Below are 18789 nucleotides of genomic sequence, written 5' to 3'. Positions count from 1 at the left end.
GGGCTTCTTTCTTATTTCACGCTTTTATATTGGCCTTTTAAGTTTTTGCGGATGTACTGAATGATTTTGCGCAGTTCGTTGGCATGCGGTCTGCCAAACGGACTTGTTTGTCTTTGCTGATAGAGGACTTGGCCCTTTTCGTTTAATAAGAAATAGGCAGGTTCCCCGTGCACTCCGTGATCTTCATAAGGAGCATCTTCTCCGTGATAGTGGACTTCATATGCTTTTAATGAAGTGAGGTCCTTGTCAGACATGATTGGGAAGGATAGTCCTTCTTTATCGGCAAATTCCTTCAAGTCATCAGAATGATCCGTTGAAATCGCCATTAAGTGGATATCCTTGTCTTGAAAGTATGGCTGCTGCTGTTCGAGCTCTTTCAATTCTTCTACACATACTGGGCACCATGAGCCTCTAAAGAAGACGATGAGGTGCCAGCTTTGATGCTCCTCTAAATGTTTGTGAAAATCAATATGTTCGCCCTGAATGGTTGGAAGTGAAAAATTGGGCATTTTATCTCCTAATTTGAATGAACTCATACTGCTTCCTCCTTTTTCAATCACAATGTCACTTGTTTCATGTATAACCAATTTCGGGCGGTCTAAAACGTTTCTATGTGCTTGAATAGGCAGAGGTCATGAAAAGAGGCAGTGAAAATGAAGGCGGTTGCAAGTAGAAGGGATTTGGCAGGAGATTTCAAATCCGACACTTTTTTTAAAAAAATGTCGAAAAACGTATTGCCATATGTAATTACTCTATGATATTATAAATCTCGTTGTTGCAAAGGTCTCTGAAACTTGTTAGGATGCGATGTTCCAGCTTTTTTAAAGCGATTGGTTTGACGCAATACAACTTCTTCAGAATTACTTTTCACAAACCGAGAGCCATTAGCTCAGTTGGTAGAGCATCTGACTTTTAATCAGAGGGTCGAAGGTTCGAGTCCTTCATGGCTCACCATGTATTGGCCCGTTGGTCAAGCGGTTAAGACACCGCCCTTTCACGGCGGTAACACGGGTTCGAATCCCGTACGGGTCATTGATTTACTTTAGCGTTAAGCTAATTTTTCCTCACTTGCTTGGAAGAGCACCACGATTGCTTTTTCGGGCAAGTTACTGAGGTCCGGTAGTTCAGTTGGTTAGAATGCCTGCCTGTCACGCAGGAGGTCGCGGGTTCGAGTCCCGTCCGGACCGCCATTTATACTTATTCATCTTTTTGATGATGGCTCGGTAGCTCAGTTGGTAGAGCAACGGACTGAAAATCCGTGTGTCGGCGGTTCGATTCCGTCCCGAGCCACTTCCAAACGCATCTGCAATCGCAGGTGCGTTTTTATTTTATGAAAAGAAGGCATAAAAAGGGAGAAGCCGGACCTAGGTAGGGCCCGGCTCCATAAGAAGAAGACGTTACATCTATATAGACGATCAGTGACTGGAAAAGTTTCAATAAAAAAGGAAAAAAACCATCATTTTTTTGAGTATCGTCTTCCTATCCAACGATTGCTAGAAAAGAAAGCCGTTATTATTTTTATCTTTGCCACGTAAAACGTTATAATAGACAGTGAACCTTTTTTGCTCAAATGAAAAAGGTCTGATGAGACATGCAAAAATGGAATGACATAGATGCTAAAAATGCAGGAGGAAATCACAATGGAAAAAAAGATTCTTGTCGTAGATGATGAAAAACCGATTGCTGATATATTGGAGTTTAACTTAAGAAAAGAGGGCTATGAGGTTCATTGTGCATATGACGGCAATGAAGCCCTTGAAATGGTAGAAGAAATCAAACCGGACATTATTCTGCTCGACATTATGCTACCGAACAAAGATGGCGTTGAGGTATGCCGTGAAGTGAGAAAGAAATATGACATGCCGATTATCATGCTGACAGCAAAAGACTCTGAAATTGATAAAGTCATCGGTCTTGAGCTTGGCGCAGATGATTATGTGACGAAGCCATTTAGCACGCGCGAACTGCTTGCCCGTGTGAAAGCGAATTTAAGAAGACAAATTGCTACACCGCAGACAGAGGAAGAATCTGAATCAAATGATATTGAAATTGGATCACTTGTCATTTATCCAGATGCGTATGTGGTGTCTAAGCGCGAGGAAACGATTGAATTGACACACCGTGAGTTCGAATTGCTTCATTACTTAGCGAAACATATCGGACAGGTTATGACACGTGAGCACTTGCTGCAAACCGTATGGGGCTACGATTACTTCGGGGATGTCCGTACAGTAGACGTCACCGTCCGCCGTCTTCGTGAGAAAATTGAAGACAACCCTAGCCACCCGAGCTGGATCGTGACAAGACGAGGCGTCGGCTACTATTTAAGAAACCCAGAGCAGGACTAAGATTCTTATGAATAAAGTAGGTTTTTTTCGCTCGATTCACTTTAAATTGACCTTAATTTACGTGCTGCTGATCATCGTCGCCATGCAGATCATTGGCGTGTACTTTGTGAAGCAGCTAGAGCAGTCCTTAATTAATTCATATGATAATTCCTTGAATCAGCGAATCTACTCGTTATCGTATTACCTAGAACAAGATTCATCGAAAAGCAAGGCAGAATTAAAAGAGGATGCTCAAAAGATATTAAACGACTTTAACAACAAAGATGAGTCTAATGAAATTTCTGAAGTCAGCTATATTGACGGAAGCAGAGAGGTGATTGCCTCTGTGAATAACGGCAGTCAGGAGATTGCCGGCAAGAAAATCACAGATCAAATCATTAGCCGTATTTTCGCAGTAGGCAAAGACTACGAGAAAAAATTCTATGACCCAGAATCGAATAAACGAGTCCGCATATCAGCGACAGCCGTGAAAAATGAGAACCAAGAAACCGTTGGTGTCATTTATGTGGTCTCATCCATGGAAAGTGTTTTTAACCAAATGCGAACCATTAATACGATTTTGGCAACGGGAACGCTGCTCGCCCTTGGGATAACCGCTCTACTTGGTATATTCATATTCAGAACCATTACACACCCAATCTCGGATATGAGAAAGCAAGCGATAGAGCTCGCCAAAGGGAACTTTTCCAGAAAGGTCCGAAAGTATGGACATGATGAGATTGGCCAGCTTGCGACAACCTTTAACCATCTGACGAGAGAGCTGGAGGAAGCGCAGCTGATGACGGAGGGTGAGCGGAAAAAGCTTTCTTCGGTCATTGCCTATATGACGGATGGCGTCATCGCAACGAATCAAAACGGTGCGATTATTCTATTAAACAGCCCCGCATTAGAGCTGTTAAATGTTTCACGTGAAACAGCACTAGAGATGCCGATCACGTCCTTACTGGGCCTCGAGGACACGCATACCTTTGAAGATTTAGTCGAAAATCAAGATTCCATGCTGATAGAAATCGAACGCGAAGATCAGCTGTCTGTTTTGCGTGTAAATTTCTCAGTGATTCAGAAAGAGCACGGGAAGATTGATGGTTTAATTGCGGTCATTTACGACGTCACAGAGCAGGAGAAAATTGATGCAGAACGCCGTGAATTCGTCGCAAACGTATCACATGAACTGCGCACACCGCTGACGACGATGCGAAGCTATCTTGAGGCACTGGCTGAAGGCGCAATTGGTGATAAAGAGCTTGCGCCAAGGTTCCTCAGTGTTACACAAAATGAAACAGAGCGTATGATCCGGCTTGTTAATGACCTGCTGCAGCTGTCTAAGTTCGATAGCAAGGATTATCAATTCAACCGTGAGTGGACGAATTTTATCAAGTTTATCTCATTGGTCATTGATCGTTTTGAAATGACGAAAGAGCAGCATGTCGATTTTATCCGCAATCTTCCGCAGCGTGAAATATATGTGGAAATCGATCAAGATAAAATCACACAGGTGCTCGATAATATCATTTCCAATGCTATGAAATACTCTCCAGAGGGTGGACATATCACGTTTACCGTTGATCTGGATGAGGAGAATGGCCTTGTATTATTCAGCGTCAAAGATGAAGGGATCGGTATTCCGAAGAAGGATATGGATAAAATCTTTGAACGTTTTTATCGAGTGGATAAGGCGAGAACAAGAAAACTTGGCGGAACCGGCCTAGGCCTTGCGATTGCAAAAGAAATGGTTCAGGCTCATGGCGGAGATATTTGGGCTGACAGCATTGAAGGAAAAGGAACAACAGTGACCTTTACCCTTCCGTACAATGAAGAACAAGAGGATGATTGGGATGAAGCGTGAGACCTTTAAAACCATAATATTGACAATCCTAATTGCGATCAGTCTTGTGTTTACGTGGAATATTTGGATGTTCCAGCCCGTCATGCAGGACCAGGCAGATGCCGGCACTCAGGTCGTGGAAACGAAGAAGATATCAAGCGATGAGCCTAGAAGCCTCATTGATGTCGTGAAGCCGCGGGAGATGTTCATCCATTCAAATGGGGAGCATTTTAAAGTGGATCAAAAGGAACTCTTTCAAAACTTCTGGAATGATGTGAGCCTTTGGGATGTGAAAGAGATTTCGGATGTGTCAGATCAATATTCGGAGCAGAAATTTAAGAATTTCTTCTATGGAAGCGGAGGACAGGGGAAGACATTGGATCTTGTGTTCAATGACCCGATTCCGATTGATATTTTCCAAGCGTTGTTTAAATGGCCGAATAAGTCCATTGAATACAATTCGTTTGACCGGATGATTGTGCCGTTCTCCCAGCAGGACAAGGCCAATAAGAAAGTTTATTTGGTTTCATACAGCAAGGAAACGGTGCTTGAGCTGACAATAGAATCCGCTAACTATCGGAATCTCATGGACAGTATCGCAGCCGCTCAAAACGAGATGCCGCACTATGATCTCTATACATTCTCAGCGAATTCGAAACGAGATTTCCTCCTTCCGAGAAAGCAAAAGCAGCTTGAAGCAAAAATGTTCTTTATCGAAACGATTAAGACAAGCAAATTCAAGGACGCTTTGTTTACGGATCCGAGTCTAGTCGGCGAGGAGTCTAATTTAAACCGAACGGTGTACACAGATGGCACAAGCCGCCTTGAAGCCAATCAAAAAGACCACCGCATCCAATATCAACATCGCAATATCAACAGCAGCACCGTTTTCCAAACGGGCGATTTGATCAAGCGAAGTGTGAAGTATTTCAATGATACGGGAAGCTTTACCGATGACTATCAATACTTTGGCATCAATAGCAACCAGCAGCTTTCCTTTAATATGTTTATGGATGGCCTACCGATCGTCAACAGTACAAAGCACCCATTTGGGATGACCTCTCTTGAAGTACAGTGGGCGAATGACGACATCTTGAATTACAAGCGTCCAAACTATATTCTAGGCAACAAAGCGAGTCAGAGCGAACAGGTCAAGCTGATGAATGGGACAGAGTTGAAAGACTTAATCGTCAAGCAGACGAAATATGATGACCTTGAGAAAATTGAACAAATTTTCCCGGCTTATCAAGCTGCTTCCACCCCATCAGATCAAGATCAAGCGATGTTTGTCTGGCTGGAGCCAGTATGGTGCATGAAATACAATGGCAAAACCGTGATTCTATCGCATGATTTGTTGACAGAGGGGAGCGAGAATCATGGAGTGGAATAAGACCAAAACGATCTTTATCCTAGCCTTTCTCGTTCTCGATATCTTTCTAGGTTTTCAATACTTTGAAAAACGATCAACCGATCATTTTGCGATTATCGAAAAAACGGATACGCCGGAAGAAATGAAGGCAGACGGGATCAAATATGGCAATCTATCAGATGAAGCGAAGATTGGCTATCGCATTACAGCTGAAAAGAAGCAATATACGAAAAAGGATGTTGACGAATTAGCTGATCAAAAGGCGAAAAGCACATTCCCGAAAAGAGACAAAGATGATCCTGTCACGCTGCTTGAAATGACTTTCAATAAACCAGTGGCCTTGCCGAAAAAAGATATGAAAACAGCGGCGGCAAACCTTGTGAACCAGCGTTTGCTGGATGGGAAGAATTATAAGCTGTGGAGTATTGATGAAGAGACAGGGAAAATCGTCTTTTTCCAAACGTATAAAGGGAAATACATTTTCCAAGAGGGGCTTGATGACTCCGAAACCATCGGAAAAATCACCCTAGATCTAAATGATAAAAACGAGGTCGTATCGTATCAGCAGTCGATGGTGACATCGATTAATGAAGTGAGAAAAGAAACCCTAGTGCCAGCGCTTGAAACTGTGAAGGATTTATATACGCAAAACATGCTGAGCCAAAACACGACCGTGAAAAAGGTAGAGCTGGGCTACTATACGCAATACCCAGGTGCAAGCACGCAGGTCATGGTGCCTGTATGGCGAGTCGAGCTTGAAGGCGTATCAGCTAGTTCAAAGAAAAAGACAGAAGAAGAATATTTGATCAATGCCATTGATGGCTCAACACTTGATCATATAGAGAAAGATGACAAATCTTCAATGGAGTGAGAGAACATGAGCTTGCAGTTCAGTGTACTAGCGAGCGGAAGTACGGGGAACGCTTTTTATTTAGAAACAGACGAGCATGCCTTTTTGGTCGATGCTGGTTTAAGCGGCAAACAGATGGTCGAGCTGCTTGGTCAAATCGACCGCAAGCCTGAGGACTTGGACGGCATTTTTGTGACACACGAGCACTCAGATCATATTAAAGGGCTTGGTGTCATGGCAAGAAAGTACAAGCTCCCTGTCTATGCAAATGCGAAAACATGGAAGGCGATGGAGACTCATATCGGGAAGGTTGACATAGAGCAAAAATTCCATTTTGATATGGAAACCGTCCAATCCTTTGGCGGTCTCGATGTTGAGTCCTTTGGCGTCTCACATGATGCGGCTGAGCCCATGTTTTACGTGTTCCATTATGGCGGGCGCAAACTTGCCCTAATGACGGATACAGGCTATGTGAGTGATCGTATGAAAGGGATCATTCAGTCAGCCAATACATTTGTATTTGAGAGCAATCATGATGTCGGTATGCTGCAAATGGGCCGATACCCGTGGAGCATTAAGCGCAGAATTTTGAGCGATGTCGGACATGTATCAAATGAAGATGCGGCTCTTGCGATGACAGATGTCATTGGAGATGCCACCTCACGCATTTACTTGGCTCATTTGAGTCAAGACAACAACATGAAGGATTTAGCCCGTATGGCGGTCCAGCAGACGCTTGAGATGAAAGGCTTTGTTGTCGGGGATGGCTTTGATTTATATGATACGGACCCGAAAAAAGCAACCCCGCTTTGCGCCGTATGATTTTTACAATCGTATGATTAAGATAAGAGCTTCTTACCAACACTATATACATCATCTATTCACTGAAAGGAAGGAAACATAGTGGATTATCGCGATGTAGAGTGGAAGCCGAGACGAAGCAGAAAAGGATATTTCCTATCTGGTCTGATCGGTGTATTGGTAGGAGCTTTTTTAATGGGATTCTTTTTCCCCTATGTATCAGGACAGAGCGGCAGTCCCTTTGGGTGGCAGCAGAACGGAGATGGGCAAGCAGCACAGGGCCCTTTAAAGACCGTCAATGTGAACGTCAATGATGCGGTCACAAAAGTCGTATCGAATATGTCGGATACGGTTGTCGGCGTCATTAATATCCAAAAGTCGAGCTTTTGGGAAGAAGGCGGAGAGGCAGGCAGCGGGTCAGGTGTGATTTATAAGAAAAAGGGTGACACCTTTTATATTGTGACCAACCATCACGTCATCAAAGGTGCCAATCAGCTTGAAGTGAGTCTTCAGGATGGGACAAGAATTGGAGCAAATCTTGTCGGAAGTGATCAGCTCATGGATTTAGCGGTTCTCACCGTCAAAAGTGATAAGATCAAGCAAACCGCAGCCTTCGGTAATTCAGACCATGTGAAGCCCGGTGAGCCTGTAATCGCCATTGGAAATCCTTTAGGGCTTGAATTCGCAGGCTCTGTCACACAAGGTGTCATTTCAGGAACGGAACGTGCGATTCCTGTAGACTCGAATGGAGACGGACAGGCGGATTGGAATGCGGAAGTACTGCAAACAGATGCCGCCATCAATCCAGGGAACAGCGGTGGTGCCTTGATCAATATGGACGGAAAAGTGATCGGTATCAACTCAATGAAGATTGCTGAATCAGAGGTAGAAGGCATCGGGCTGTCTATCCCGGCAAACCTCGTCATCCCTGTCATAGAAGATTTAGAGCGATACGGAGAAGTGAAGCGTCCGTATCTAGGCGTTGGCATGAAGTCTTTAGCAGATATTGCGAGCTATCACTGGCAGGAAACGTTGAAGCTGCCGTCTAACGTCACATCAGGGGTTGTCGTGATGAGTGTCGAGCCTTTGTCTCCGGCAGGAAAAGCGGGACTAAAAGAGCTGGATGTCGTCACTTTCTTTGATGGCAAGAGTGTACAGAATATCGTAGACCTTCGTAAGTATTTATATCAAAAGAAAGTCGGCGACAAGGTAAAGGTGCAGTTTTACCGAAGTGGAAAGAAAAAATCTGTAGAGATCAAACTTTCTCAAACCGACCGATTCGGTGGCTAACCAGTTCCTTGATGGGACTGGTTTTTTTTTGCATGCTCATCATATGATGGAGGAAAGGGGGCGGTACGATTGGTTACACTACAACCAATGTCACAAACAGATTACGATGTATTGATGGAGAAGGCCATTCAGCGGTACGCAGAAGAAAAGGTACTCGCAGGGACTTGGGAGAAGGAAGAATCACTTGCAAACGCCGAAGAACAATTTGATCGGCTACTTCCCGAAGGTCTACAGACAGAGCATCATGAGCTATGGAATTTCTTAAATGGGGAAGAAGCGATTGGCTGGGTTTGGCTTTGTTATGACCCGAATCACCCTCAGCAGGAAGGATTCATTTATAACTTTATTTTATTCGAAGCCTATCGAGGCAAAGGCTTTGCAAAGCAGGCCATTGCTGCATTAGAGGAGCAAGCAAAGTCATTAGGAGTGCAGAAACTCTCGCTTCATGTCTTTGCTCATAATCAAATTGCCCGTTCACTGTATGAGAAGACGGGATTTGCAGAAACTGGAATCTATATGAGTAAACCTTTATCATAAAGAAGAAGCACCGTGCGGATCGCATGCGGTGCTTTTTTATGAGGAACTCATGGCATCTTGAGCCGTAACTCTGTATAAATCAACTTTGCATTTCACGAAAGCGCGGATGATCGATGGGACTTGGGCTTCTGAACGAATCAACAATGAGGTCTCGTCATCACTGATCACAAGATCTGTTCCAACAGTTTGTAAGTACTGTGTGAGAACAGGCTTCACCTCATCATCAATCCACGCATGCTTGAAGGTTGCACGTATGTTTGAGGATGTGATGGTTTTCTCTTGAGGATGTGTATGGGGGGACACTAATTTTCCTTCAGAAATAAAAGCAGTTTTTGTACAAATACTATTTGTGAACCTTGGGTGGTCAGCCGTTAATAAGACGGTTTTCCCTTCATATTTTAACGTGTCAATGACCTGCTGGATGTGCAAGATTGAATCTGCGTCAATATCAGCAAAAGGCTCGTCGAGTAAAATAAATTCGGGTCGATGGGCGATAGCCTGCGCTATGCCGAGCCGTTTCTTCATACCAGGTGTGAAGGAACCGACCTTTTCCTGCTGATAGTGATCTAAGCCGACAAATTCGAGCAGTTCTTCATAATCACTCGTTTTCTGGCGCGTCCCGGTGATTTTTGATAAGTAGGCAATATGTTCAAGTGCCGTAAGCCCTTCATATAAATCCGTATATTCAGGCAGAACACCGATATGTTGCCTCACCTTTTTTAATGAAGGCATATCCATCATCGTGAACGTCCCAGAGGTTTGCCGGGAAATTCCCGTAATGATATTGAAAAACGTCGTCTTACCAGAACCCTTCGGTCCAATGAGCCCGAAAATATCACCTTGATTGACATCAAGGGTAATGTGATCTATCGCGACTTTTGTCCGGTATTTTTTTGTGAGTTCTTTTGTATGTAGCATTTAGACATCCCTCCTTTGAAATAGGAGTGCTGTTCCAATGAGTAAGATAACGGTCAATGCTGTATTCAAGAGTATATAGGTCAGCGGCTCACTCAAGCGCACATAATAATAAGGCGTCATATATTGGAACCAATGAATCAATCGTTCTGAAGAAAGAACAGATATCATACTGACGATTGGGAAAAGAAAGGAAAACAACATCCCAACAAACATTGATTTCTGTGGGGTTGGAAAGAGCATGGACAAAAATAAAGCACATGAGATACCGACACTGATAAAGGTTAAGATTTTTAACGCATCAGAGAACAGGAAACGATGTGAAATCACCATATTCAGTACGTATGTCGTCATGATACAGCTAAGCCAAAACAGCATCAGTCCAAGATATTTCCCGATAATAATGTTCAAACGAGTGGTTTTACTGACGAGAAAACGAATGGTTTTCAAATGAATTTCTCGGCTTAAAATATCGTGAGACAATAAGAAAATAAGGAAGAAACCAAATAACGACATCACCAGTTCATTCCCAATGGAATAAGGATCCTTTGCCTCCCATTTGTCCTGATGAGCAGCAATAAACGGTAGAGTTGAAACAAAAGTAGATAAAATGAAAATAATAACAATTGTTAAAATAGATTTTGTGCTTTTGAAGAGCTGCTTAAACTCATTCATACAGATGGTCCACACACGCTGTACCTCCCTTCATCTTTATTATACCGCTAGAAAGGAAAGACACCATATCTTGCTCTTTAACATTTGTTTAAATTTTATAAAAAGAAGACTCTTTCAACACCAGTTGACTCATTTTTGAAAATGTTCAGAAAAATATCTTGATTTATCAAAAAACATCATGTATGATAGCTTTAATTCAAGATAGTTAAACAGGCAATGACGAGAGAAAGTACAATCATCAATTTTTCCACAGAGAGCTTCGGCAGCTGAAAAGAAGCAAAAATAATGATTCGAAAAATGGTCTCTGAGCCTCGTGCTGAACATATCTATGATATTAGTAGGACACGACGAGAGTTGGTACTCGTTATCAAAACCACAGTATATGAGCCAGATTGGAGCTTTGTACTTGTAGAGGCTGTTTAGCGCGAGCAAACAGTAAATAAAGGTGGTACCACGAGACAAATACCTCGTCCTTATGATTCAAGATAAGGATGGGGTATTTTTTATTGTCCACTTTTTTCATACAAATGTTCAAATGTTCCACGTGAAACACCACATCCATTTTTTCAAATGAAAGGGAGATTGACATGAGTGAACATGCATTGGTTTTACAATCAGATTTCGGTATTGATGATGGAGCAGTCAGTGCCATGTACGGAGTGGCAAATACGGTCAGCAGCAGCATCCGCCTTTTTGATCTAACACACAATATTCCGCAGTATGACATTTGGGAGGCATCTTACCGCCTGCTCCAAACCGTCACATACTGGCCGGAAGAGACAGTTTTCGTTTCCGTTGTTGATCCAGGCGTAGGATCAGAAAGAAAGAGTCTTGTCGTCAAAACCACAAGCCCGCACTACATCATTACCCCAGATAACGGGACACTCACGCACGTCGCGCAGGATATTGGCATAGTAGAAGCCCGTTATTTAGATGAAACCATTAACCGGCTGCCGAAGTCGGGAAAATCACATACATTCCACGGGAGAGATATTTACGCGTATACAGGGGCGAGAATCGCTTCAGGTGTGATTTCTTTTGAAGAGGTTGGGCCAAAGGCGGATATTGATGATATTATTCACCTTCCAGTCGTACAGGCTTATGCGAAAGAAGAGGTCATCACAGGGACGATTGATATTTTAGACGTGAGATTCGGAAACCTCTGGACAAACATTCATCACACGTTATTTGAACAACTTTCAATTAATTACGGTGATGCAATAGAAGTTACCATTGCCAACGGGCCAAAAAATGTGTATAAAAATATCATGACCTATGGACGATCTTTTGCCGATTTAAAGGTAGGCGAACCACTCGTATATGTCAATTCACTCGATCATTTAGGCGTGGCGATCAATCAAGGGTCATTTGCAAAGGCTTATAACATCGGTACAGGCACAGGCTGGCGCCTTTCGATTCGCAAAGCTCCGCGCATTATATACGAATAAGAGGAGGATACATCATGGCAGGTAAACAACTTTCAACGAAAACTGTCGTTGCCATCGGAATTGGTGCAGCCGTCTTTGTCATTTTAGGACGATTCGTCTCCATTCCAACTGGGATTCCGAATACACAAATTGAAACATCGTATGCATTCCTTGCATTAATGGCCGTGCTATTTGGTCCTGTTGCAGGCGCACTGATTGGGTTTATTGGTCATCTTATTAAAGATGCCACCACATTCGGCCCTTGGTGGAGCTGGATTATCGTTTCAGGTTTTGTAGGATTGATGATCGGTTTCATTTCAAATCGTTTAAAAGTAGAAGAGGGAGAGTTCGGTTGGAAAAAGATCGCATTCTTCAATGCAGTACAAATAAGTGTGCAGGCACTTGGCTGGTTTGTTATTGCACCAACTCTTGATGTAGCTATTTATGCTGAACCAGTAAACAAAGCATTCTTCCAAGGGTTTGTTGCAGGTCTATCGAACATCATCACGATCGGTGTACTAGGAACCATCATCATTGCAGCTTATGCAAAAACGAGAAGCAAAAGCGGCAGTCTATCGAAAGAAACATCATGAAGCAAGGTGGAACACATAAATGAAGAAACCGATGATTCAATTCGAACACTTCGGATTCCAATATCGCAGTCAGGCAGAACCGACATTGAAAGATATCAACCTGACCATCTATGAAGGCGAAAAAGTCCTCATCGCAGGCCCGTCTGGATCGGGAAAAAGCACACTAGCCCATTGCATCAATGGGCTAGTTCCTGCGTCTTATAAAGGTTCTATGGAAGGAAGTCTTCACATCGGCGGGAAAAATGCAGAGAAAGAGAACATTTTCTCCCTTTCACAGCTTGTCGGAACGGTACTTCAGGACCCTGATGGACAATTTATCGGGCTGACCGTTGGAGAAGACATCGCATTTACACTTGAAAATGATCAAGTCACACGCGAAGAAATGAAAACACGTGTCGAGGAAGCAGCAAGATTAACAGAGGTAGACGGCAAGCTGGCATCGTCCGTGCATGAGCTCTCAGGCGGTCAAAAACAACGTGTCGCCATCGCAGGCGTACTTGTCAACGATGTCGACATTTTGCTGTTTGACGAACCACTTGCAAGCCTTGACCCCGCAACAGGTAAAGAAGTGATCGATCTCATTGATCGACTACAAAAACAAACGAAAAAAACCGTCGTGATGGTCGAGCACCGATTAGAGGACGTCCTCTTCCGCCAGGTGGATCGCATCATCGTCGTCAATGACGGCACGATAGCAGCGGATATGACACCAGATGAATTGCTTGCCTCAAATGTATTAGAAGCGGCGTATTTACGTGAGCCTTTATATGTAAAGGCTATGAAATATGCAGGCATTCCGGTTGAAGCAGGAGATCAGATCGCGAATTTACAGCATCTTACCTTAAATGATGAGGAAAAAATGAAAATCGAGCAGTGGATGGAAGCGTCTGAGCCATCAGTCGAGCAAAATGCAGCGCAGGATTTACTAGAAGTACGTGAACTGAGCTTTCACTATCCGACAAGACCAAACACGCTGAGCAACATCTCTTTTACCGTCAAAAAAGGAGAAATGATCAGCATCGCTGGAGCCAATGGCGCAGGCAAGACAACACTATCCAAGGTGCTCTGCGCGTTTGAAAAGCCAACAAAAGGGACCATTCATCTAAATGGTGATGACATCACAGGAGACACCATCAAACAGCGCTCCGAACGAATCGGCGTCGTCATGCAAAACCCAAATCAAATGATTTCTAAACAAATGATTTTTGATGAAGTCGCATTTGGTCTCGTTTTAAGAGGCGTAAAGGAAGACGATATCAAGGAACGGGTGGAGCGAGTCTTAAAAGTATGCGGCTTATACCCATTTCGGAACTGGCCGATTTCTGCTCTCAGCTTTGGACAGAAAAAGCGCGTCACCATTGCATCTATTCTTGTATTAGAGCCAGAAATCATCATTTTAGATGAGCCAACTGCTGGACAGGATTTTAGACATTACACAGAGATGATGACGTTTTTAGAGCAATTAAATCAGCAGGGTGTCACGATCTTGATGATCACCCATGACATGCATTTGATGCTCGAATACACAACAAGAACCATTGTCATATCAGATGGAGAAAAAATCGCAGATGATACACCTGCCAAAGTGCTGACAGATCAGCTGCTTGTTCAAAAGGCGAGCTTAAAGGAAACATCGCTATATGAATTGGCGCTGAAAGCAGACTGGCCAAATCCAAATGAACTCGTGGATCGCTTCATTGAGGTTGACAGAAAGGAACGAATGACATGGCTGTAGACATGCTGTCCTATATCGATCGCCCGTCGCCGATTCACCGGCTGACAGGGGCAACCAAACTCATTTGCTTTATCCTCTGGTCATCCGCAGCGATGCTCACGTATGATACAGGCGTATTAGTGTTTATGCTAGTTGCCAGTATCGTGTTCTTTCAGCTATCGAACGTGCGATTTCGTGATATCTCCTTCGTGGTGATCGTCCTGGCGATTTTCCTAGTGATCAACAACATCGCCATTTACATCTTTGCGCCCCAGCAAGGTGTCGCCATCTACGGAGCAAAGCACGAGCTGTTTCACATTGCCGGCTGGTACAATGTCACACTTGAACAGCTTTTCTATCAATTGAACATTACGCTAAAATATGTGACCGTGATGCCAGCAGCGCTTTTATTTATTGTGACAACAAATCCAAGTGAATTCGCCTCATCGCTCAGCCGAATCGGGGTTAGCTACCGAATTTCTTATGCTGTAGCGATTGCTCTGCGCTATATTCCGGACATTCAGCGGGATTTTCGAACGATCGCAATTTCTCAACAAGCAAGAGGCATTGATTTATCGAAGAATGAAAAACTGGGGAAACGGATCAAAAATGCGCTGTCGATTGTGATGCCGCTGATATTTTCTAGCCTAGAGCGGATTGAAACGATCAGCAATGCGATGGAGCTGCGCGGATTTGGAAAGCATAAAAAGCGCACATGGTTTACGGCGAAAGACTTTCAAAAAGCAGATTATGTGGCGTTCATATTTGTTGGGGCGGTACTGATCGTGTCGCTAGTGATTACATTTGTTAGAGGAACGAGATTTTACAATCCGTTTCTATAGAAGGAAGCCTTCACAGGAGTGGAGGCTTTTTTTGTTTGGTTTGTGGATAAAAGGTGTGGAAAATGGTAAAAGACTATTAACATGTGAATAAATCGGTTATATTGAACAATGAGCGAAACACTTGTGAATAACGAGACAACATATTGGAGGAATCAGAAACTTATGAACAAATCACTTTATGCTTGCGCAGAACACATAGAAACCGTACTAGACATGTACATAGATGATCACGAAACGCCGCCAGAATTCAGAAAAATCGAACATACACACAGTTTATCCACAACCTGTGAATTGTGCGATGAACCTGCAATATATATAGTGGGGAACGAATGATCGGACACAAAATACACAAATTTTATCCACAATTGTTGATAACTTATATGAATAACTTGTTCTTAAGGTGGGGATGACCTGTGAATATATCAATTATCACAGTAGGAAAATTAAAAGAGAAATATTTAAAGCAAGGCATAGCCGAATACACAAAACGATTACAGGCTTACGCAAAAATCGAGATCATTGAGCTCGCGGACGAAAAAGCACCCGAGAATCTCAGTGATCAAGACATGAAAATCATCAAAGACAAAGAAGGCGAACGCATCCTAAGCAAAATCAACCCAGACGCCCACGTCATCGCCCTCGCCATCGAAGGAAAAATGAAAAGTTCCGAAGAATTAGCCGATACAATAGATAAGCTGGCAACATACGGAAAAAGCAAGGTATGTTTTGTCATAGGCGGATCCCTTGGGTTGAGTGATGCTGTGATGCAGCGTGCGAATGAGAAACTATCGTTTTCGAGGATGACGTTTCCGCATCAGTTGATGAGGCTGGTGTTGGTAGAGCAGATTTATCGGGCGTTTCGGATTGTGCGGGGGGAGCCTTATCATAAGTAAATGGGATTTTTAAGGAAGAATAAAACTGATGGGATATATTTAATAAAGCAAGGAACAGTAAACTGATATTCTATATTTTTTTATAGATTTACAATTGTAGGTCTAGAACCTTCCTAAGCAAATGACTGTTGAAAGTGGACATGAGTATTATTGTTATTAAGAGAAACTCAATCATACTTTACCAGTATTTATTTGAGTAATTTGAAAGGGAAATAATAATAATTATATGTATTAAAGCAGTGCTTAAAGTAGCAAATAAACGAGGTTTCATGGAAGCAATTAATGAAAAGGTAAAGAAGTAGGCGAATGATTTATTAATGGTAAGTGAGAATGAAAAAACTATTAGTATAGTAAAGAATATAAGATTGGAAGAGAAGAGGCATACTAAGATGAAAAAATAAAAGGGATTTTGGCATATAATGCAGAAAAAAGTATAAGTATTTTAAATTTCTAGGAGGTTATTACTATGGGCGTGAAAGGAAAGGTAATTTCTTTAATTAATATGAAAGGTGGTGTAGGTAAAACCACTCTTTGTAGAGAAATAGCTTTGTATATATCTACATATTTTAAGAAAGAAGCAGAAGATGGTACTGAAGTTCCTATTAGGGTTTTGTTAATTGATGTTGACCCACAAGCTAATTTAACACAATCATTGTTAGAAAAATATTCAAAAGATACTAAGTTCTATACTGAAAATGAAGCCGGAGAAAAAGTTTTAGAATATAAATGTTCTGTGGATAATATCTTTAAAGAAGATATGGTTGGAGCAGATAGAAAGCGAGTTATTCTAAATTTAACAAATAACTTGGATCTAATGCCAGGTGAGTTAGAAACAATTTTTATTCAAAGACAGAATAACCCTAGTACACCTAATAAGTTAATGGATTATATTTTAGAAGAAGATTTACGTGGAGAGTATGATTTTATATTTTTAGATTGTCCTCCAACATATTCTGTTTATACGGAGATGTCTTTCTATGCTAGTGACTATTATTTTGTACCAGCTGTGCCAGATGCGTATTCTGTTTTAGGTGTAGACTTATTAGAAAAAGTAGTTAAAGATATAGTTAAAGCTCAGAGAAATGGAGTGTTTAAAGAAAGACAACCTAGAAACTTAGGTGTAATATGGACAGGAGTAAATCTAACTAGGAAACCAAGACAAGCAGATTATATAGAAGGTTTAAAAGATTCAGACATAGTTATGGAAAATAAAATACATATTTTTAAAAGTTTTTTTGGAGAATCAAATAAACTGGCGACAGCTCCTTTTGAAAAAAGTATTGTTGACAGGCAAGATAAAGCTTTAGATGATACTATCAATAATATTTGTAATGAATTGATGGATAGAATTGAGGAGATGAATAATGAAGATCCTGTGGAGAAGGATTCGATTACTGGAGTCAAACTCTGATATAGATCATGTTAAAATGGAATTTTATTCTGTTCTTATACCAGTGCTTCTATCTAAAGAAATCTTTCAATATAACAAAGATATTAAAGAACTGTTAGATCTATTAAAATTTGAAAATACAATAGGAGAATATTTATTTTCTAATAGAACAGCGCTTGTAGCTAAAGTTATAAGAGAAATTGATAGAAATAAAATTGAAGACATTAATTTTAATATATCAATTTTTAAAAGATTTGTATTGAAACTTATAGAAGAAAAACAATTGGTAGACTTTTCAGAAACTACTAAGTTCATAAATAAATATTCAAGAAATAGGGGATAATGATTGCAAAATCAATTAAAGTTTAAGGCATATATAGAATTTCTAGAAAAAAACCACCCTAGCTATTTAGATAGGCTCCAAGATGAAGATAAAGAAAATCTTGAAACACTATTTTTATCAGTAAATGATGTTTTTGTTACGATTTCATTTTTTTTTGATAAACAGGGATATTTAACGAGTAATTTTATCAACTTATTAAAGGAATACAGAGTATATTTAAGCAGAACATTACTGCTAATACCTTTAAATGATAAATATTTAATAGATGCACTTGTTAGGTTATTGATTGAAAAACTTTATAGAATAATTTATGGGAGTCATCATCCACATTTAGTCGAATCTTCAATTAGAAAACATGATCGCCAAAAAATGTCTGAACGTCTTGAAAAATTTGATGTAAAAGAAAAAGAAATATTAGATACGCTATACACTGATTATTCTAAGTTAATTCATCATACCTATAGTACTCAAAGTGATTTATTGAATTTTACGCAACTCACTAAATTAGATACTGATTTAATTAAATATGTTATTAAAATTGTTGAAAATTTAAATTTGATTTATATAAAAAATATCTTTGAAATAATAATTAAAGATAACAATTTAGATTTAGCATCGACCATAATACTTAAAGAAAACATACAAAATCATTTTAAAGATGTTCTAAAAGGAGAAGGCATTACCGTTTAATTTATAAAGATGAGTTATTCTCGAAGGTACTATTAGATAACAGAATAAACTCTTGATTGATATGTAAAATTCTATTTTATTCAATCCTTTTTAAATAATTAAATATAATTTGGGATAACAAAGCCTGAATTTCATATATCAAGGCGAGCCTTAAAATAAATAGACCAAATTCAAATCAAAGTAATTGGGCGGTTAATAGAAATTAATTGTAAAAATTCTTAAAGGAGAAGAGGATAATTCAATCATTTGTTATTACTTTTATCGTATTACCTTCAATATTAGGAGCT

General features: G+C 41.0%; 19 protein-coding genes, 4 tRNA genes and 1 other annotated feature. Of the genes, 20 read left to right on the top strand and 3 right to left on the bottom strand.

The window, feature by feature from the left end:
- Window positions 1–11 precede the first annotated feature (11 nt).
- Window positions 12–536: a peroxiredoxin family protein gene (locus tag CKW02_RS19825; protein WP_003214709.1), complete on the bottom strand. Its 525-nt coding sequence runs from the start codon at window positions 534–536 to the stop codon at window positions 12–14.
- A gap of 342 nt (window positions 537–878) precedes the next feature.
- Between CKW02_RS19825 and CKW02_RS19820 the strand changes: the two genes are divergently transcribed.
- From CKW02_RS19820 to CKW02_RS19770, 11 genes are all read left to right on the top strand, one after another.
- Window positions 879–954, top strand: a tRNA-Lys gene (locus tag CKW02_RS19820).
- Between the two features lie 6 nt (window positions 955–960).
- A tRNA-Glu gene (locus tag CKW02_RS19815) sits at window positions 961–1032 on the top strand.
- A gap of 81 nt (window positions 1033–1113) precedes the next feature.
- Window positions 1114–1190, top strand: a tRNA-Asp gene (locus CKW02_RS19810).
- 27 nt (window positions 1191–1217) lie between these two features.
- Window positions 1218–1290, top strand: a tRNA-Phe gene (locus CKW02_RS19805).
- A 350-nt stretch (window positions 1291–1640) separates the two neighbouring features.
- Complete coding sequence (gene yycF / locus CKW02_RS19800; RefSeq protein WP_003215017.1) at window positions 1641–2348, top strand: response regulator YycF; 708 nt, start codon at window positions 1641–1643, stop codon at window positions 2346–2348.
- A 7-nt stretch (window positions 2349–2355) separates the two neighbouring features.
- Entirely contained in the window at window positions 2356–4194 is a 1839-nt protein-coding gene (gene walK, locus CKW02_RS19795; protein WP_003214777.1) for a cell wall metabolism sensor histidine kinase WalK, read from the top strand.
- Window positions 4184–5563, top strand: coding sequence for a two-component system activity regulator YycH (yycH, locus tag CKW02_RS19790; protein ID WP_003214749.1), 1380 nt, complete (start codon window positions 4184–4186; stop codon window positions 5561–5563). Before walK ends, yycH begins: the two co-directional genes overlap by 11 nt.
- Entirely contained in the window at window positions 5550–6413 is an 864-nt protein-coding gene (locus CKW02_RS19785) for a two-component system regulatory protein YycI (protein WP_095117928.1), read from the top strand. The genes yycH and CKW02_RS19785 overlap by 14 nt, the downstream gene beginning before the upstream one ends.
- 6 nt (window positions 6414–6419) lie before the next feature.
- The gene (locus CKW02_RS19780) at window positions 6420–7214 is read left to right on the top strand and encodes an MBL fold metallo-hydrolase (protein WP_003214582.1); all 795 of its coding nucleotides are present in this window, start codon (window positions 6420–6422) and stop codon (window positions 7212–7214) included.
- Window positions 7215–7292: 78 nt separating this feature from the next.
- Window positions 7293–8483 carry a S1C family serine protease gene (locus CKW02_RS19775; protein WP_372706122.1) on the top strand — a complete coding sequence of 397 codons (1191 nt, stop codon included), beginning with the start codon at window positions 7293–7295 and terminating at the stop codon, window positions 8481–8483.
- A gap of 69 nt (window positions 8484–8552) precedes the next feature.
- Window positions 8553–9020 (top strand): GNAT family N-acetyltransferase, encoded by a 468-nt coding sequence (locus CKW02_RS19770; RefSeq protein ID WP_003215047.1) that lies wholly within the window; start codon window positions 8553–8555, stop codon window positions 9018–9020.
- A 36-nt stretch (window positions 9021–9056) separates the two neighbouring features.
- Here CKW02_RS19770 and CKW02_RS19765 read toward each other — a convergent pair whose 3' ends face one another.
- Both CKW02_RS19765 and CKW02_RS19760 read right to left on the bottom strand, forming a co-directional pair.
- Window positions 9057–9938, bottom strand: coding sequence for an ABC transporter ATP-binding protein (locus CKW02_RS19765; protein WP_003215070.1), 882 nt, complete (start codon window positions 9936–9938; stop codon window positions 9057–9059).
- Window positions 9939–10625: an ABC transporter permease subunit gene (locus CKW02_RS19760; protein ID WP_003215033.1), complete on the bottom strand. Its 687-nt coding sequence runs from the start codon at window positions 10623–10625 to the stop codon at window positions 9939–9941.
- 192 nt (window positions 10626–10817) lie between these two features.
- Window positions 10818–11088: a binding site (T-box leader), on the top strand.
- A gap of 109 nt (window positions 11089–11197) precedes the next feature.
- Here CKW02_RS19760 and CKW02_RS19755 point away from each other — a divergent pair.
- The 9 genes from CKW02_RS19755 to CKW02_RS19715 all read left to right on the top strand — a co-directional run bounded on the left by CKW02_RS19755 (window position 11198) and on the right by CKW02_RS19715 (window position 18502).
- Window positions 11198–12058, top strand: a complete 861-nt coding sequence (locus CKW02_RS19755; protein WP_003214642.1) for an SAM hydrolase/SAM-dependent halogenase family protein — start codon at window positions 11198–11200, stop codon at window positions 12056–12058.
- A gap of 14 nt (window positions 12059–12072) precedes the next feature.
- Window positions 12073–12630 (top strand): ECF-type riboflavin transporter substrate-binding protein, encoded by a 558-nt coding sequence (locus CKW02_RS19750; RefSeq protein ID WP_003214796.1) that lies wholly within the window; start codon window positions 12073–12075, stop codon window positions 12628–12630.
- Between the two features lie 19 nt (window positions 12631–12649).
- Window positions 12650–14365, top strand: a complete 1716-nt coding sequence (locus tag CKW02_RS19745; protein WP_003214981.1) for an ABC transporter ATP-binding protein — start codon at window positions 12650–12652, stop codon at window positions 14363–14365.
- Window positions 14356–15186: an energy-coupling factor transporter transmembrane component T family protein gene (locus CKW02_RS19740; RefSeq protein ID WP_003215200.1), complete on the top strand. Its 831-nt coding sequence runs from the start codon at window positions 14356–14358 to the stop codon at window positions 15184–15186. Before CKW02_RS19745 ends, CKW02_RS19740 begins: the two co-directional genes overlap by 10 nt.
- 162 nt (window positions 15187–15348) lie before the next feature.
- Window positions 15349–15519: a CxxH/CxxC protein gene (locus CKW02_RS19735; RefSeq protein ID WP_008360116.1), complete on the top strand. Its 171-nt coding sequence runs from the start codon at window positions 15349–15351 to the stop codon at window positions 15517–15519.
- 80 nt (window positions 15520–15599) lie between these two features.
- Window positions 15600–16079 carry a 23S rRNA (pseudouridine(1915)-N(3))-methyltransferase RlmH gene (gene rlmH, locus CKW02_RS19730; protein WP_003214880.1) on the top strand — a complete coding sequence of 160 codons (480 nt, stop codon included), beginning with the start codon at window positions 15600–15602 and terminating at the stop codon, window positions 16077–16079.
- Between the two features lie 466 nt (window positions 16080–16545).
- Window positions 16546–17490, top strand: coding sequence for a ParA family protein (locus tag CKW02_RS19725; RefSeq protein WP_003214806.1), 945 nt, complete (start codon window positions 16546–16548; stop codon window positions 17488–17490).
- A complete protein-coding gene (locus CKW02_RS19720) occupies window positions 17444–17812 on the top strand; it encodes a hypothetical protein (RefSeq protein ID WP_034620298.1) in 369 nt (122 codons plus the stop codon). The genes CKW02_RS19725 and CKW02_RS19720 overlap by 47 nt, the downstream gene beginning before the upstream one ends.
- A gap of 3 nt (window positions 17813–17815) precedes the next feature.
- Window positions 17816–18502 (top strand): hypothetical protein, encoded by a 687-nt coding sequence (locus CKW02_RS19715; protein ID WP_003215419.1) that lies wholly within the window; start codon window positions 17816–17818, stop codon window positions 18500–18502.
- Window positions 18503–18789 lie beyond the last annotated feature (287 nt).

Origin of the sequence: Bacillus pumilus (genome assembly GCF_900186955.1) — a bacterium.
GTDB classification, from domain to species: domain Bacteria; phylum Bacillota; class Bacilli; order Bacillales; family Bacillaceae; genus Bacillus; species Bacillus pumilus.
This window is presented reverse-complemented; position numbering and strand designations above follow the sequence as displayed.